Origin of the sequence: Maritimibacter alexandrii, assembly GCF_005871115.1 — a bacterium.
GTDB classification, from domain to species: domain Bacteria; phylum Pseudomonadota; class Alphaproteobacteria; order Rhodobacterales; family Rhodobacteraceae; genus Maritimibacter; species Maritimibacter alkaliphilus.
Genome location: NZ_SWKQ01000011.1, coordinates 376,289 through 392,591, shown reverse-complemented (window position 1 = coordinate 392,591; position 16,303 = coordinate 376,289). Strand labels below are relative to the sequence as shown.

The 16,303-nt window shown below is 64.6% G+C and carries 19 protein-coding genes; 1 reads left to right on the top strand and 18 read right to left on the bottom strand.

The features are described from left to right. Positions 1 to 29: 29 nt before the first annotated feature. The 18 genes from FCT00_RS09985 to FCT00_RS09900 form a co-directional block, all read right to left on the bottom strand. The gene (locus FCT00_RS09985; RefSeq protein WP_138422879.1) at positions 30 to 1,694 is read right to left on the bottom strand and encodes a ribonuclease J; all 1,665 of its coding nucleotides are present in this window, start codon (positions 1,692 to 1,694) and stop codon (positions 30 to 32) included. Continuing rightward, positions 1,691 to 2,470, bottom strand: coding sequence for a type III pantothenate kinase (locus FCT00_RS09980; protein WP_138422877.1), 780 nt, complete (start codon positions 2,468 to 2,470; stop codon positions 1,691 to 1,693). The genes FCT00_RS09985 and FCT00_RS09980 overlap by 4 nt, the downstream gene beginning before the upstream one ends. 16 nt (positions 2,471 to 2,486) lie before the next feature. Then, on the bottom strand, positions 2,487 to 3,245 hold the full coding sequence (locus FCT00_RS09975) for a biotin--[acetyl-CoA-carboxylase] ligase (RefSeq protein WP_040885368.1): 759 nt from the start codon (positions 3,243 to 3,245) through the stop codon (positions 2,487 to 2,489). 72 nt (positions 3,246 to 3,317) lie between these two features. After that, on the bottom strand, positions 3,318 to 4,754 hold the full coding sequence (gene nuoN, locus FCT00_RS09970; protein WP_138422876.1) for an NADH-quinone oxidoreductase subunit NuoN: 1,437 nt from the start codon (positions 4,752 to 4,754) through the stop codon (positions 3,318 to 3,320). 12 nt (positions 4,755 to 4,766) lie between these two features. Next, positions 4,767 to 6,320 (bottom strand): NADH-quinone oxidoreductase subunit M, encoded by a 1,554-nt coding sequence (locus FCT00_RS09965; RefSeq protein WP_138422875.1) that lies wholly within the window; start codon positions 6,318 to 6,320, stop codon positions 4,767 to 4,769. Continuing rightward, a complete protein-coding gene (gene nuoL / locus FCT00_RS09960) occupies positions 6,320 to 8,431 on the bottom strand; it encodes an NADH-quinone oxidoreductase subunit L (protein ID WP_138422874.1) in 2,112 nt (703 codons plus the stop codon). Before nuoL ends, FCT00_RS09965 begins: the two co-directional genes overlap by 1 nt. A gap of 5 nt (positions 8,432 to 8,436) precedes the next feature. Then, positions 8,437 to 8,742 (bottom strand): NADH-quinone oxidoreductase subunit NuoK, encoded by a 306-nt coding sequence (nuoK, locus tag FCT00_RS09955; RefSeq protein ID WP_040884267.1) that lies wholly within the window; start codon positions 8,740 to 8,742, stop codon positions 8,437 to 8,439. Positions 8,743 to 8,830: 88 nt separating this feature from the next. Continuing rightward, a complete protein-coding gene (locus FCT00_RS09950) occupies positions 8,831 to 9,187 on the bottom strand; it encodes a hypothetical protein (RefSeq protein WP_138422873.1) in 357 nt (118 codons plus the stop codon). A 2-nt stretch (positions 9,188 to 9,189) separates the two neighbouring features. After that, the gene (locus FCT00_RS09945) at positions 9,190 to 9,576 is read right to left on the bottom strand and encodes a hypothetical protein (RefSeq protein ID WP_138422872.1); all 387 of its coding nucleotides are present in this window, start codon (positions 9,574 to 9,576) and stop codon (positions 9,190 to 9,192) included. Beyond that, complete coding sequence (locus FCT00_RS09940) at positions 9,573 to 10,187, bottom strand: NADH-quinone oxidoreductase subunit J (protein WP_008327935.1); 615 nt, start codon at positions 10,185 to 10,187, stop codon at positions 9,573 to 9,575. The genes FCT00_RS09945 and FCT00_RS09940 overlap by 4 nt, the downstream gene beginning before the upstream one ends. Then, a complete protein-coding gene (locus FCT00_RS09935; protein ID WP_008327933.1) occupies positions 10,184 to 10,600 on the bottom strand; it encodes a carboxymuconolactone decarboxylase family protein in 417 nt (138 codons plus the stop codon). The genes FCT00_RS09940 and FCT00_RS09935 overlap by 4 nt, the downstream gene beginning before the upstream one ends. Continuing rightward, positions 10,597 to 11,004: a DUF4259 domain-containing protein gene (locus tag FCT00_RS09930; protein ID WP_138422871.1), complete on the bottom strand. Its 408-nt coding sequence runs from the start codon at positions 11,002 to 11,004 to the stop codon at positions 10,597 to 10,599. Before FCT00_RS09930 ends, FCT00_RS09935 begins: the two co-directional genes overlap by 4 nt. Positions 11,005 to 11,018: 14 nt before the next feature. Beyond that, a complete protein-coding gene (gene nuoI / locus FCT00_RS09925) occupies positions 11,019 to 11,513 on the bottom strand; it encodes an NADH-quinone oxidoreductase subunit NuoI (RefSeq protein ID WP_008327928.1) in 495 nt (164 codons plus the stop codon). Between the two features lie 3 nt (positions 11,514 to 11,516). Then, a complete protein-coding gene (gene nuoH, locus FCT00_RS09920) occupies positions 11,517 to 12,554 on the bottom strand; it encodes an NADH-quinone oxidoreductase subunit NuoH (RefSeq protein WP_008327927.1) in 1,038 nt (345 codons plus the stop codon). Between the two features lie 8 nt (positions 12,555 to 12,562). Further along, complete coding sequence (locus FCT00_RS09915) at positions 12,563 to 12,985, bottom strand: hypothetical protein (RefSeq protein WP_407943653.1); 423 nt, start codon at positions 12,983 to 12,985, stop codon at positions 12,563 to 12,565. Next, a complete protein-coding gene (gene nuoG, locus FCT00_RS09910) occupies positions 12,982 to 15,006 on the bottom strand; it encodes an NADH-quinone oxidoreductase subunit NuoG (RefSeq protein ID WP_138422870.1) in 2,025 nt (674 codons plus the stop codon). The genes FCT00_RS09915 and nuoG overlap by 4 nt, the downstream gene beginning before the upstream one ends. A 56-nt stretch (positions 15,007 to 15,062) precedes the next feature. Beyond that, a complete protein-coding gene (locus FCT00_RS09905) occupies positions 15,063 to 15,476 on the bottom strand; it encodes a hypothetical protein (RefSeq protein WP_138422869.1) in 414 nt (137 codons plus the stop codon). After that, entirely contained in the window at positions 15,473 to 15,973 is a 501-nt protein-coding gene (locus tag FCT00_RS09900; protein WP_138422868.1) for a DUF3291 domain-containing protein, read from the bottom strand. Before FCT00_RS09900 ends, FCT00_RS09905 begins: the two co-directional genes overlap by 4 nt. Positions 15,974 to 16,051: 78 nt before the next feature. Between FCT00_RS09900 and FCT00_RS09895 the strand changes: the two genes are divergently transcribed. Further along, the gene (locus FCT00_RS09895) at positions 16,052 to 16,237 is read left to right on the top strand and encodes a hypothetical protein (RefSeq protein ID WP_008327919.1); all 186 of its coding nucleotides are present in this window, start codon (positions 16,052 to 16,054) and stop codon (positions 16,235 to 16,237) included. Positions 16,238 to 16,303: the final 66 nt, after the last annotated feature.

Here is a 16,303-nt window from a genome sequence, read left to right as displayed (position 1 = left end):
GGGCCCTGGCCCCGCACCGCGTGCCGACCCTACTCTTCCAGACGCGAGATGACGACCGTGACCTCGGCCTTCTTGCCGATCTCGTCCTGCGTCACCTTGCGCGCGATGCGGCGCAGCTCTTCTTCCAGCTTGTCGTCATCCGCCAGCGTCTTGCGGCCCGCACGACCCAGGAACTGACCCAGATCCTCTTCCAGCACATCGACCAGCGGCGCACGGCTCTCGCCGACTTCGGGCAGACCCATGACCTCGACCCACGGATCGCCGAGGGCCGCGTCGTCCTCGATGATCGCGTTGACGATGACGTGACCGTTCAACGCCATGCGGATGCGGTCGCGCACGATCCCGTCCAGCGCACCGATGATGACCTTGCCGTCCAGATACACCCGGTCCGCCTCGATATGTTCGACCACATGGGGCGCGGCCCCGGTCAGATCGACCATCGCGCCGTTCACCGCCACGATCGACTGGAACCCGTTCGCCTTGGCGAGTTTCGCGTGTTCGCGCAGATGACGGTGTTCGCCGTGCATCGGCACCACGGTCTCGGCCCCCACGATCCGGTGCATCCGCTCCAGATCGGGGCGGTTGGCGTGGCCCGAAACGTGATAGCGGTCGTCATCCGCCACGATATCCACGCCCATTTCGGAAAAGGCGTTCAGAATGCGGATCACGCCGCGTTCGTTCCCTGGAATGGTCTTGGAGGAAAACAGAAACGTGTCGCCCTCTTTCATCTCCAGCCCCAGATACTTGCCGCGCGACAGCTGCGCGGTGGCCGCCCGCCGCTCGCCCTGAGACCCGGTCACGATCAGCATCAGGCTCTCGCGCGGGATGTCGCGGGCGTCTTCCGGCGTGACCGTCTTGGGGAAATCCGTAAGCACGCCGGTGTCGACCGAGGCTTCGATCATACGCCGCATGGCACGGCCCAGAAGACAGACCGACCGGCCAGCGGCCTGCCCGGCCTCTGCGAGCGTCTTCACCCGCGCCACGTTGGAGGCAAAGGTCGTCGCCACCACCATATGCGGCGCATCCGCCACCAGCTTGGTGATTTCGGGGCCAAGCTCGGCCTCGGACCGGCCGGGTTTGGGCGAGAACACGTTGGTCGAGTCGCACATGAAGGCCCGCACGCGGCCCCCCGTCGCCTCGCGCCAGATCGCCTCGTCGAAGGCTTCGCCGACGCCCGGTTCGAGGTCGATCTTGAAGTCGCCGGAATGCGCGATCCGTCCCGCAGGCGTGTCGATCACCAGCCCCGCGCTTTCGGGGATCGAATGGCTGATCGGCACGAAGGCCACCTTAAACGGCCCGACCTCGATCTTTTCGGGATAGGCCCCGGCGGTGATGACCTCGTCCGGGTCCTGCCCCGCCTCCTCCATCTTGCGCCGTGCGTGATGCGCGGTGAAGGCGCGCGCATAGACCGGCACGCGCAGTTCCGACCACAGCCGCCCGATGGCGCCCACGTGATCTTCATGCGCATGGGTGATGAAGATCGCCTCCAGCCGGTCGCGATTCTCGACCAGCCAAGACACGTCCGCCATGATGAGGTCGACGCCCGGCGTCGTCTCCATATCCGGGAAGGTGACGCCGAGGTCCACGAGGATCAGGCGCTCCTTGCCCGGCGCGCCGTAGCCGTAGACATAGGCGTTCATCCCGATCTCGCCCGCGCCGCCGAGGGGCAGGTAGATCAAACGGTTCTTGCTCATAGGGTACCCTGCTCTCTGTTGTGTTCGTAGATCACCTTGAGACCATGCATGGTCAGGTTGTCCTCGAACCGGTCGAACACGGGCGCGTGGGACTGGAACAGAGGGGCGAGGCCCCCGGTGCCGATCACCTTCATCTCGCGGTCGCGTTCTTCCATGATCCTGCTGGAGATTTCCTTGATGAGGCCGACATAGCCCCAGAAGATCCCCGATTGCATACAGGCCACCGTGTTGGTGCCGATGACCTTGTCGGGGTGCGTGATGTCCACGTGCGGCAGCGCGGCGGCGGCCATGTGCAGCGCCTCGAGCGACAGGTTCACGCCCGGCGCGATGACGCCGCCGATATAGGCCCCGTCGCTGTCGGCCACGTCGAAGGTCGTCGCGGTGCCGAAATCCACGATGATGAGGTCGCCGCCATACTGGGTGTAACCTGCCACGGTGTTGACCAGACGGTCGGGGCCGACCTGCGTGCCCGCATCCACCCGCACGTCGATGGGCAGCAGGCAGTCTGGCCGCCCCACCACAAGCGGGCGCAGATTGAAGAAGCGGTCGGTGAAGACGCGCAGGTTGAACACCACGCGCGGCACGGTGGACGAGATGACGACGCCCTCGACCTTGGGGTCGATCCCGTGGTGCTTCACCAGGGTCGAGAACCAGACCCAGTATGCGTCCGCCGTGCGCTGGTGGGCGGTCGAGGTGCGCAGGGTGCACAGCACCTCGTCCCCCTGCCACAGCGTGAACACGGTATTGGTGTTGCCACAATCGATGGTGAGCAGCATCGGCGCCTCCCGGCCGTCAGAAAAACACATCCCCCGCCGCGATGGCGCGTTCGCCTTTGGGCGTGGATAGGACAAGATGGCCCGCTTCGTCCACCGTGCGGAATGTGCCGGTGATCTCGTCGCCCGGCAAGCGCGCGGTCACGGTCTCTCCGATGCGGGCGGCACGGGCGAGCCATGCGGTGCGGATCGGCGCGAAGCCGTATTGACGCAACTGCGCCTCCCACCGGGCGAAAGCCGGTGCCAGAGCCTCGAGAAAATCGTCGGGGGTCACCGACAACCCGGTCTCCCCCATGAGCGACACCGGCGCCAGCGCACCGGGTTCCAGCGCACCGGGGTCCGGGGCCGAGGCGAGGTTCACGCCGATCCCGATGACGAGTCCTGTCAGGTGCCCCCGCTCGGTCAGGCTTTCAAGCAATATCCCGGCAAGTTTGCTGCCGTTCAGAAGCACGTCGTTCGGCCATTTGAGCGCGAAGGCTTCGGGCCGTCCGGTAAGCGTCGTCAGCGCCTCGTCCAGCGCGAGCGCGGTGGTGAACGAGCGCAGCGCGGCGGACGCGGGGTCGGTCAGGTTCGGCAGGACCAGAGTGCCCGCGAAATTGCCGGCGGGGTTCGACCATGGCCGACCGCGCCGCCCACGCGCGGCGGTCTGGTGCGTCGCGGTGATCCATGTCGGCCCCGACATCTCGCCCACACGCGCCCGCGCCTCGTCCAATGTCGAGGTGACCTCGCCCAAGGGCAGGTAGCCGTAGCCGTGGGGCCAGTCTCCGCTCACACTCAGGTCTCCGGATAAAGACGGGGCCCGCGGGTCATTTCCCACAGGCCCCGGATATTGCGTTCGGGCAATGCCGGCTCAGTTGACCAGCGCCTGCGCGGCCTGCGCGGCGGCGGTTTCGATACCGAAGAGGTTCACGACCCCCAGCACCATGATCGCCGCCGACCCCATGAGCGCGACCCAGGCCGCGGGCGACATCGGCGCCTGCGCCTGCCCTTCGGTCTGGCCGAAATACATGAAATAGACGATGCGCAGGTAGTAGAACGCCGAGATGACCGAGGCGATGACGCCGCCGATGGCCAGCCACGTCAGGCCCGCGTCCACGGCGGCCTGAAGCACGTAAAGCTTGCCGAAGAACCCGACCATGGGCGGCACGCCCGCGAGCGAGAACAGCAGCACCAGCATCGCCAGCGCCTTGAGCGGCTCGCCCTTGGCGAATTGGTTAAGCGATGCGATTTCCGTGACCGGCTTTCCGTCCCGCTCCATCGACATGATGAAGGCGAAGGTGCCGACGTTCATGGTCAGGTAGATCGCCATGTAGACCAGCATCGCCTGCACGCCAAGCGCGGTGCCTGCCGACAGACCCATGAGCGCGAAGCCCATGTGGGAGATCGACGAATAGGCCATCAGGCGCTTGATGTTGGTCTGCCCGATGGCGGCCACGGCCCCCAGCGCCATCGACAGGATCGCCATGAGCGAGATGATCTGCTGCCAGTCCGCGATCACGCCGCCGAACGCATCGAACAGCACGCGGGCGAAGAGGCCCATGGCCGCCAGCTTGGGCGCGGTGGCGAAGAAGGCCGTGACCGGGGTGGGCGCGCCTTCGTAGACGTCGGGCGTCCACATATGGAACGGCACCGCCGAGATTTTGAACGCAAGACCCGCCGAGACGAACACCAGACCGATGAGAAGGCCAAGGCTGATCTCCCCCCCGGTCGCTGCGCCGATGATGCCCGAGAACAGCGTCGTGCCGGCATAGCCATAGGTGAGCGACGCGCCATAAAGCAGAAGGCCCGAGGACAGCGCGCCCAGCACGAAATATTTCATCCCCGCTTCCGTCGATTTCACGCTGTCGCGGTTCATCGCCGCGACCACGTAAAGCGCCAGCGATTGCAGCTCGAGACCGAGGTATAGCGACATGAGGTCACCCGCCGAGACCATCATCATCATGCCGACCGTCGCGAGCGCAATGAGAAGCGGATATTCGAAGCGGCCCAGACCCCGGCGCGCCACGGCTTCCTGCCCGGACAAAAGCACCGCCGCCCCCGCGATCAGGATCGCGACCTTGGCGAAGCGGGCATAGGCATCGGACAGGAACATGCCGCCGAACGCCTGCGTCGACCCGGCGCTGCCGGTCCCGATCCAGAGCGCCAGAACCGCCATGAGACCGGCGGTCAGCCATGTGATCGGGCCGGTGAGGTTGTCCTTGCCGGTATAGACCGCGCCGACGAGCGCCAGCATCGCGTAAACCGCGAGGATCAGTTCCGGCAGGATGGTTTGAAGATCGGTTGCCATACTCTCACGTCCTCAATGCGCTGCTGCCTGAGCCACTTCCGTGGCGGCGTCGTCCACCGCGGGAAGCGCGGCTTCGTAGTGGTTCAGAAGGTTTTCGACCGAGGGGCCGATGATGTCGGTGACGAGGCTCGGGTAGACGCCGAGCAGAAGGGTCATCGCGACGAGCGGCGCGAAGATCCATTTCTCGCGGCGGCTCATATCGGTGATCGCCTTGAGGCTTTCCTTGATGAGATCGCCCATGACCACGCGGCGGTAAAGCCAAAGCGCATAGGCCGCCGACAGGATCACGCCGGAGGTCGCCACGGCGGCGACCCAAGTGTTGGCCTGGAACATGCCGACGAGCGTCAGGAATTCACCGACAAAGCCCGACGTGCCCGGAAGGCCCACGTTCGCCATGGTGAAGAACATGAACACCAGCGCATAGGCCGGCATCCGGTTCACGAGGCCGCCGTAAGCGTCGATCTCGCGCGTGTGCATCCGGTCGTAGATCACGCCGACACACAGGAAGAGCGCGCCCGAGATGAAGCCGTGCGAGATCATCTGGAAAATCGCCCCGTCGATCCCCTGCTGGTTGGCCGCGAAGATACCGGCGGTCACATAGCCCATATGCGCAACGGACGAATAGGCGATGAGCTTTTTCATATCCTCCTGCACCAGCGCGACGAGCGAGGTGTAGACGATCGCGATGGCCGAGAGCCAAAGCACGAAGGTCGCCATCACGTCGGAGCCGACCGGGAACATCGGCAGGCTGAACCGGAGGAACCCGTAGCCGCCCATCTTCAGAAGGATCGCAGCCAGCACGACCGAGCCCGCCGTCGGGGCCTGAACGTGCGCGTCGGGCAGCCATGTGTGCACCGGCCACATCGGCATCTTCACCGCGAAGCTCGCGAAGAAGGCGACGAACAGCAGCGTCTGCGCCCCGCCCGTCACGGTAATGCCGAGCACGCGCATTGTGGTGGAATCGAAGGCGTGGTTCAGCAGGGTCGGGATGTCGGTCGTCCCGGCCTCCATGAACATATAGACCATCGCGACCAGCATCAGGACGGACCCGAGGAAGGTGTAGAGGAAGAACTTGAACGCGGCGTAGATGCGGTTCTTGCCGCCCCAGATGCCGATGATGAGGAACATCGGAATGAGGCCCGCCTCGAAGAACAGGTAGAACAGCACGAGGTCCAGCGCCATGAACACGCCCAGCATGAGCGTTTCAAGCACGAGGAAGGCGATCATGTATTCCTTCACCCGAGTCGTCACGTTCCAGCAGGCCGCGATGGTGAGCGGCATCAGGAAGGTGGTCAGCATGACGAAGAGCACGCTGATCCCGTCGACGCCCATCTTGTATTTCAAACCCATGAGCCAGTCGGCTTCCTCCACGAACTGAAAGCCCGTGTCGGACGGGTCGAAGCCGAAGAGCACGCCGAGCGAGATCAGGAAGGTCGCCGTGGTCGCGGCGAGCGCCAGCCATTTCGCGTTGCGCTGCGCCGCCGGATCGTCACCGCGCAGGAACAGCGCGAGGATGAGGGCTGCCACCAGCGGCAGGAAGGTAATGATCGAAAGCAGGTTGTTCATCAGTTCGCACCGCCGGTCAGCGTCATGAGTGTCACGAAGGCGACGATGCCGAGCACCATCGCGAAGGCGTAGGTGAAGAGGTAGCCCGACTGCCAGCGGCCCGCGAGCTTGGTGAAGAAGGGAATGATCCCCATCGACACGCCGTTGATCGCCCCGTCGATGGTCGCCCCGTCACCGCGCTTCCACAGGAAGCGGCCGATGGCCTTGGCGGGCCGCACGAAGAGGAAGTCGTAGATCTCGTCGAAATACCACTTGTTCAGCAGGAACTGGTAGAGATGCGGCTGCGTCGCGGCGAGCCGTTTCGGCAGCGACGGGTTCACGATGTAGAACCAGTATGCCGTGGCCAGACCGAGCAGCATCGCGATGAAGGGCGAGACCTTGACCCAGGTCGGCACATGGTGCGCGTCGTCGATCACCGTGTTGTCGGGGCCGAAGTAGACGGCCCCCTGCGGCGCGCCGTGGCTACCCGCCATGGCGTGATCCGTCGCCTCGTCGCCATGCGCGGCTTCATCCGTCGCGGCCTCTTCGCCGTGGTCGCCGGCTCCGGCCTCTTCACCGTGCTCGGTGGCTTCCGCATGATGCTCCGGCAGGCCGAAGAAGGCGTTCATCCGGTCGTGGTCGTAGAAGAACGAATTGTAGAACACCATGCCCGAGAACACCGCGCCGATGGCGAGCACGCCGAGCGGGATGGTCATGACCGCCGGGCTTTCATGCGCGTGGTCGTGGGTGTGCTTGTCGCCGCGCGGCTTGCCCCAGAAGGTCAGGAACATGAGCCGCCACGAGTAGAAGCTGGTGAACAGCGCCGCGATGACGAGCAGCCAGAAGGCAACGCCACCGTCCGTGCCCGCAAAGGCCACCTCGATGATCGCGTCTTTCGACAGGAAGCCCGCAAACCCGATGGCCGTCAGCGGGATGCCGACGCCGGTGATGGCGAGCGTGCCGATCAGCATGGCCCAGAACGTGAGCGGCAGCTTGGTGCGCAGCCCGCCGTAGTTCCGCATGTCCTGCTCATGGTGCATCCCGTGGATGACCGAGCCTGCGCCAAGGAACAGCATCGCCTTGAAGAAGGCGTGCGTCAGCAGGTGGAACATGGCGACCGGATAGGCGCCGACGCCCGCCGCCACGAACATGTAGCCGAGCTGCGAACAGGTCGAATAGGCGATCACCCGTTTGATGTCGTTTTGCACCAGACCCACGGTCGCCGCGAAGAAGGCGGTGAAGGCCCCGATATAGACGATGAAGTTGGTCGCGGCGGGCGCGTATTCCATTACCGGCGACATGCGGCAGACGAGGAAGACGCCCGCGGTCACCATGGTCGCGGCGTGGATCAGCGCCGACACCGGGGTCGGACCTTCCATCGCGTCCGGCAGCCATGTGTGCAGGAAGAGTTGTGCCGATTTGCCCATCGCGCCGACGAAGAGCAGGAAGGCGATCAGGTTGGCCGCATTCCAGTCGCGCCAAAGGAAGGTGATCGAGGTTTCGGCAAGGCCCGGCGCGGCGGCGAAGACCTCGTCGAAGCGGATGCTGTCGGTCAGGAAGAACAGCCCGAAGATACCGAGCGCGAAGCCGAAGTCGCCCACGCGGTTCACGACGAAGGCCTTGATCGCGGCGGCGTTGGCCGAGGGCTTGCTGTAGTAGAACCCGATCAGAAGGTACGAGGCGACGCCGACGCCCTCCCACCCGAAGAACATCTGGAGCAGGTTGTCCGAGGTCACCAGCATCAGCATCGCGAAGGTGAAGAAGCTGAGATAGGCGAAGAACCGGGGGCGATAGCTTTCGCCCTCGAACTGCGGATCATGCGCCATGTAACCCATGGAATAGAGGTGGACGAGCGACGAGACCGTGGTGACCACGATCAGCATGATCGACGTCAGGCGGTCGAGCCGGATCGACCAGTCGGTGCTGAGCGTCCCGCTTTCGACCCAGCGCAGGATCTGCACATGCTCGGTGTTCGCCGGGTCATGGGTCAGGAACACGATCCACGACAGAAGGGCCGCAAGGAACAGAGGCCCGGTCGTCAGAACCTGAGCGCCCTTGTCCCCGATGATCCGGTGGCCGAAGCCCGCGATGATGGCGCCGATCAGCGGCGCGAAGAGGATGATCGTGACCATGAGCGTCAGCCTTTCATCACGTTGACGTCTTCGACCGCGATCGTGCCGCGGTTACGGAAGAACGAGACCAGAATGGCAAGGCCGATGGCGGCCTCAGCCGCGGCGACCGTCAGGACGAACAGCGTGAAGACCTGCCCCACCATGTCCCCGAGGTAGGAGGAAAAGGCGACGAGGTTGATGTTCACCGAGAGCAGCATCAACTCGATCGACATGAGCAGGATGATCACGTTCTTGCGGTTCAGGAAAAGACCGAAGATGCCGATGACGAAGAGTGCCCCCGCCAGTCCCAGGTAATGTTCAAGTCCAACCATCTTGTCCCTCTGGGCCTTTGCCCTTGGTTTGTCTTCGTTCGGGCCCCCTGCGGGGTCCATTCTCTTGCCGCGCCGCCGGGGCGCCGCCCTATTGTGCCGCGCAGACGCAGCCCTTGCTGCTGAACGGCGTCGTCTGTGCCTCGAGCCCCATGGAGCGCATGAGGCTTGCCAGTTCCGTCAGGTCGTAGTCCGCGTTGTTCGGGTTCAACCCCGCCGCAAAGTCGCGTGCCGGGTATTCCGCGCCGCCGGGGTCCGTGGCCTCGACCGCCATGTCCATGCTGCACACGGCGATGATCGCCCGCGCGCCGTCCTCGGCATAAACGACGTTCGCGCTGATCCGTTCGACAGAGGTATACGTGCTGCCCCCGTCCGTGCAGGACGCCGCTTGCGCGCCGGTGGCCGCCAGCGTCAGCATCAGGGCCGCGATATGGGTCAGCCGCGCCATGCTCAGAACCCCAGCTTGCACACGCAAGCCCCCTTGTCGAAGCTTACGACCTTGGCCTGCCACCCGGATTCCCGCGTGAACTTGGCAAGGTCGTCCAGCGTGTAGCGTTCGGCGGATGCCGACATGCCTTGGGCGAGATCGTAGAGCACGCCGTATTCGGTGCCGACGCGGGTCGCCTCGACCGCGCGGCCCGCGGTGCAGGCGATGACGTATTCCGTTTCGGCCCCCGACCCGGCCACGCGCAGGGCGTGGATCAGGCCGCCACCGAAAATGCTGCTCAGATGCCATTCGTACCCGCCTGCCGAACAGGACGGCATCGGCGGCGCTTCGGCCACGGCAGCGACGGGCGCCCCGGCCAGCGCGAAGGATATGAGCGCGGCGCGGATCAAAGCCCCTGCCCCGGCTTCACGTCGACAAGCTCCAGCGCCTTGGCCGGATCGCGATACATCTGGGCGAGCACGTCCTGCCGCTTGATGTCCTTGCGGTGGCGCAGGGTCAGGACGATGGCGCCGATCATGGCGACGAGCAGCACCAGCCCGGAAAGCTGGAACAGAAGGAAATAGTCGTCGTAGATCAGCTGACCCAGTGCGGCGGTATTCTCGACCTCGGTCATGTCCGGCGTCACCGCGCGACGAGCGGCTTCGGCCCCGTCCGCGAACTGCCACGTGCCGTAGATCATACCCATCTGCATCAGCAGCACGACCGCGATCAGAAGCGCGAGCGGCATGTATTTCGCCATGCCCGCCTTCAACTCGGCGAAATCCACGTCCAGCATCATCACGACGAACAGGAACAGCACGGCGACCGCGCCGACGTAGACGATCATCAGAAGCATGGCGAGGAATTCGGCCCCCAGCACCACGAACAGCCCCGCCGACCCGATGAAGGCCATGATGAGCCACAGCACGGAATGGACCGGGTTGCGGGCCAGAACGGTGAACAGCCCGCCCACAAGCGTCGTCACCGCGAAGGCGTAGAATGCGAAATCGGCGACGGTCATGCGTCCCCCTCCTCGTCGTCTTTCTGCGCGTCATAGACCTCCTGGGCCAGTTCGAGCGCGTGGTTCATCGCCGGAAGTCCGCCCAGCATCGACATCTGGTAGATGACTTCCCCAATCTCTTTCTGCGTTGCGCCCGCCTCCATCAGGTGACGCACCGTGTATTTGATCTGGCTGTCCTGCGTCGCCCCCGTGGCGACCAGACCGCCCAGAAGGACCATCAGCCGGGTCTTCGCGTCCAGCCCGTCGGGGTTGAACGAATTGCCGAACATGGCCTCCATCCAGTCGCGGGGCATGGTCGGCCAGAGCTTGTCGAACCCTTCGGGCGTGAAATCTTCGAGCATCGGGTTGAAGGCTTTGAGCATCGCCGTGCCCTGCTCCATCATCCGCGCGTATGTCTTGGTGAAATCGCTCATCCCAGCCTCCGCCGCAAATCGTTCATGGCCGCGACCCAGTCGGACTGGGCGTCGCTGTCCATCCACACCTCGTGAAGCTCGGAGTTCTCCGAAATCAACCGATCCAGCGCCGACGTGGCGCGGGACTTTATGCCGTCCATGGCCCGGACGTCGGACCCGTGGGTGTTGAGCAGGTCCAGACGGTCCTGCGACATCCCCGACGGAAACGCGCCATGCGCCACGGCCACGACTTCCGCCGCCGCCCGCGCCGCCGCGCCCTGATCCATGTCGAGGTAGTCGGTCACGGGCGTCCCGGCGGCGGTGTCGAGCGCGGACGCGACAGCACCGGCCCCGGAGGCGCGATAGCCCTCCAGCCAGTCCATCGAGGCGTCATCCTCGAACAGATTTGCGCCGCTCGCGCCCATGCGCCGCCGCCCCCTTACCGATAGGGCGCGTCGAGTTCGAGATTGCGCGCAATCTCGGCTTCCCAACGCTCGCCGTTGTCCAGAAGCTTGTCCTTGTCGTAGAACAGCTCCTCGCGGGTTTCGGTCGCGAATTCGAAGTTCGGACCCTCGACGATGGCATCCACCGGGCAGGCTTCCTGACAGAAGCCGCAGTAGATGCATTTCGTCATGTCGATGTCGTAGCGCGTGGTGCGGCGCGAGCCGTCCTCACGCGGTTCCGCGTCGATGGTGATCGCCTGTGCCGGGCAGATCGCTTCGCACAGCTTGCAGGCGATGCAGCGTTCTTCGCCATTGGGATAGCGGCGCAGCGCATGTTCGCCACGGAAACGGGGCGAAAGCGGCCCCTTTTCATGCGGGTAGTTCAGCGTCGCCTTCGGCTTGAAGAAATACTTGATGCCCAGCTGGAACCCTTTGATCCAGTCGGTCAGCAGAAAGTATTTGGCGGCGCGGGTGTAGTCGATGTTAGCCATGCGTCAGCCTCCCACGGTCCAGCGCGCGTAGGTGCCCCAGAACGCGCCGTATTGAGCAAAGAAGGCCACCAGAACGACCCAGATCAGCGACAGGGGCAGGAACACTTTCCAGCCGATCCGCATAAGCTGGTCGTAGCGGTAGCGCGGGGTGATCGCCTTCACCATCGCGAAGATCGTGAAGAAGAAGAAGATCTTGAGGATGAGCCAGAGCGCCCCGTCCGGGATCGCCTCGATGGGCGACAGCCAGCCGCCGAAGAACAGGATCGAGACGAGCGTGCACATCAGCACGATGGCCACGTATTCCCCGATCATGAACAGAAGGAACGGGGTGGACGAGTATTCCACCTGATAGCCCGCGACGAGTTCCGATTCCGCTTCCGGCAGGTCGAAGGGCGGGCGGTTGGTTTCGGCCATGGCCGAGATCAGGAACAGGAACACCATCGGGAAGTGCGGCAGCCAATACCAACTGAACAGCCCCGCCCCGTCCTGCGCGCGCACGATGTCGCCGAAGTTCATCGACCCGGTCGAGATGATGACGCCAATGATGATGAGGCCGATGGACACCTCGTAGGAAATCATCTGCGCGGCGGACCGGAGCGAGCCAAGGAACGGGTATTTGGAGTTCGAGGCCCAGCCGCCCATGATGACGCCGTAAACCTCGAGCGAGGAGACGGCGAAAACGAACAGGATCGCGACGTTCACATCCGCCAGAACCCAGCGGTCGTTGAACGGGATCACGGCCCAGGCCACCATGGCGAGCACGAAGGACAGCATCGGGGCGAGGAAGAAGACGAACTTGTCCGCCCCCGCCGGCACCACGATTTCCTTGAGCACATACTTCAGGAAGTCCGCGAAGCTTTGCAGCAGGCCGAAAGCGCCCACCACGTTCGGGCCGCGGCGCATCTGAACCGCCGCCCAGACCTTGCGGTCGTAGTAGAGCAGGAAGGCCAGCGCGACCAGAAGCGGCACCACGATCAGGAGCACCTGCCCCACGATCGTCAGCGCAATCCCCAGATTGGTCGTCGTGAAAAATTCGTACATCTGTCGCCTCAGATCGTCGGTATTCCGTTTTCCTTGCAAGCCGCGACCGCCACTTCGGCGTCGATCTTGGCCAACCCATCGGGAAGCGCATCGGAGATCACGTAAGTCGCGTCCCCTTCCCACACTTCGCCGCGTTTATCCACCGCAGTTCGCACGTGACGCGCAAATCCGTACCCCCGGATCAACGCATATTGCGAGGCGGCGCATTGGGCATAGTCCGCAACGTCCTGATTGTTGCGGGCCCCCTTCATCTTGACGTCGAAGGCGACGAGGTCGCCGTCGAGCAGCCGGGTCCCGATATCGAGGTATTCCGGCTGATACGGCGTTGTCGCCGCCTGCGCGCTCGCCACAGCACGGCTGACTTCCACCTGTTCGGAACAGGCGGTCAGCGCGACCAGAGCCAGCGTGCCATATGCGACGGTGCGGATCACTCGGCGGCCACCTTCTGCGACCCGCGTGCCTTGGCGTTCGCGGACAGTTCGGCCATCACCGCCGACGCCCGCGCGATGGGGTTCGTCAGGTAGTGGTCCGCAATGATCGGACGGAACGTCGCATTGCCGAGTTTCCCAAGCGCCAGCGGTTGCCAGTCGTTCTCGGCCACAACGTCGACCGCGCCCAGATGCGGCACCGCTTCCACCATGGCGCGGCGCAGACCGGCCTGCGTGTCCCACGGCTGCGTGGCCCCCAGTTCGGCGGACAGCGCCCGCAGGACGGCCCAGTTCTCTTTCGCCTGACCCGGCGGGAAGGCGGCGCGCAGCGCCAGTTGCGGGCGGCCTTCGGTGTTCACGAACAGGCCCGACTCTTCGGTGTAGGCAGCCGAGGGCAGGATGATGTCGGCACGGTGCGCCCCACGGTCTCCGTGGCTGCCCATGTAGATCACGGTCGCACCCGCGTCGATTTCGACCTCGTCCGCGCCCATGTTGAAGATGACCTCGGCCCCTTCGGTCGCGGCCTTGATACCACCCTCGGTCACCGCGCCCACATCCATCGCGCCGACCCGGCCCGCAGCGGTGTGCAGGACCAACAGTTTGCCGTTGGTGTTCTCAGCGAGCTTCATGGCGTGCGACAGAACCGCCTCGCCGTCCGCCTCGTTCAGTGCGCCCATGCCCACGATCACGAGCGTTTTCTTGGCCTTGGTCGCGTCCGAAATGGTCTTGGACGACAGTTCCTCGACCGCCACGCGGTCGTCGCCGACCTGCACATAGTCATAGGTCAGGTCCACACCCGGCACGCCGACATAGCCGACCGTCGCACCGCGCAGCCACGCCTTGCGGATACGTGCGTTCAGCACCGGCGCCTCGTCACGCGGGTTGGTGCCGATCAGTTGGATCATCTCGGCTGAATCGATGTCTTCGATGGTCGCCGTGCCGACATAGCCGGAGCGGTTTCCGGCGGGCAGCTTGGCCCCGTCCACGCGGCATTCGACCGTGCCGCCCTGCCCCTCGATCAACTGTTTGAGGCTGAAGGCCGCCTCGGTCGAAGCCAGATCACCGATCAGACCCGTGACCTTCTTGCCTTTCATGGCATCGGCCGCCGCCGACAGCGCCTCGGGCCATTCGACCGGCGTGAGTTTACCGTTCTTGCGCACGTAAGGTTTGTCGAGCCGCTGGCGGCGCAAACCGTCCCACACGAAGCGGGTCTTGTCGGAAATCCACTCTTCGTTCACGCCGTCATGGTTGCGCGGCAGGATGCGCATGACTTCGCGCCCCTTGGTGTCCACGCGGATGTTCGACCCGAGCGCATCCATCACGTCGATGGTCTCGGTCTTGGTCAACTCCCACGGGCGGGCCTGATAGGCATAGGGCTTCGACGTCAGCGCGCCCACCGGGCACAGGTCGATGATGTTGCCCTGAAGGTTCGAATCCAGCGTTTCGTTCAGGTAACTGGTGATCTCGGCATCCTCGCCGCGACCCGTCTGACCCATCTGGTGAATGCCCGCGACCTCGGTCGTGAAGCGCACGCAGCGGGTGCAGGAAATGCAGCGCGTCATCTGGGTCGACACCAGCGGGCCGAGGTCCAGATCCTCGGTCGCGCGTTTGGGTTCGCGGTAGCGCGAGAAGTCGACGCCATACGCCATCGCCTGATCCTGAAGGTCGCATTCGCCGCCCTGATCGCAGATCGGGCAATCGAGCGGGTGGTTGATGAGCAGGAACTCCATCACCCCTTCGCGGGCCTTCTTGACCATCGGGCTGTTGGTCTTGACGACCGGCGGCTGGCCTTCCGGCCCGGGGCGCAGGTCTTTCACCTGCATCGCGCAGGATGCGGCGGGTTTGGGCGGGCCGCCCACGACCTCGACCAGACACATGCGGCAGTTGCCCGCGATCGACAGGCGCTCGTGATAGCAGAACCGGGGAATTTCGATCCCGGCTTCTTCGCAGGCCTGAATCAGGGTCATCGCCCCGTCCACCTCGACCTCGTTCCCGTCGATGACGATTTTCTTCAGATCGCTCATGCGTCTCTCACTCATCCTGCCGGGCTGCCCCGGCGCTTGTCATTTCCCGTTCGGCCCTAGTCGCAGATTTCCGAGAAGATCACCTTCCCGTCCTCCACCACGACCCCGTCGCCGAAGATCGTGTCACGCCGGAACTGCGGGTGCTCGGCGCAATAGGCCTTGGCGACGCCCCGCGCCGCCAGAATGTCGTCTTCGGTCAGCGGCGTGCCATCGGCCCGCCCGACCGTGATCTGCGGCGCACCGGCATCGGCCCCCGCATTGCCCATGGCATCGCGCCACAACCCGTGGCTGCGATATTCGACCGTGTAATCCGCCCCGCCCGAGGTGAAGCGGTCCACGTCCTGCGCCGCCGAGCCGATGGCCTCCGCGGGGCGCTCCGGCGCCGCCCGCGCCGACACACGGTTCAGCATCCCGCAGCCCGACAACGTCACGGCGGCGGTCAGCATTGCGATATGCGACACCCGGATCATTCCGCCGCCACCTCCGCGCAGGATTTGGTTTCGTGCAGCGTCGCCTCTTTCAGCCACGCCCAGCCAAAGGCCGCGTCGCTGTCGCCATCGCGCTTTCGCGCCTCGAGCCGGTCCAGCGCCTCGTCGAGCGTGGGCTGGTGACCAATCGGCACCCACCACATCACGAAGTGCTGGTCGGTCATCAGTTCGAACCACTCGGCGCGGCGGTCGTAGAATTGCTTGTGCACGGTGTTGAACACGAAATGCTCAAGGCTCTCGACGTTCTCCCACACCGTCAGGTTCGACACGAAGCGCGGATCACCCCCAATCTTGGCCTCGGTGTTGCCGGTCCCCGGCTCGCCCGACCCTTCCATCATCCAGACGAACCCCGGCATCCGCTTGCCCATGCCGTTCACACGGTCGAGCGCGCCCATGAATTCGGCCACACGCGGATCTTCAGTGTCGGCGACGAGCCGTCCCACGTTCAACTCGGCCAGATGCAGACCTTCACGCGTCATGCCGCACCTCCCACCATTGTCGCAGGCGCGGAACCGAGACCCCCGGTGCCGCGTTTGAGCGGAAAGGAGGACCATCCCATGTCCGACAAAGTCAAACCGACCGATCTTGAGAAAGGCGCGGAAATCGCCGAGGACCAGACCGAGAAATTCATCGAAACCGGCGACGCGGGCCGCGAGAAGACCGAAGAGACCTCGGACGACATCTCCGAAGGTATGCCGAAGACGGACCGCGAGAACATCGACAAGGTGACGAATACCGACTGACGCGCAGGACGATGGGCCGCGCGGTTTTCCCGCCCGGTCCCTCGCCGCATCGGCCCGTTATGCGCC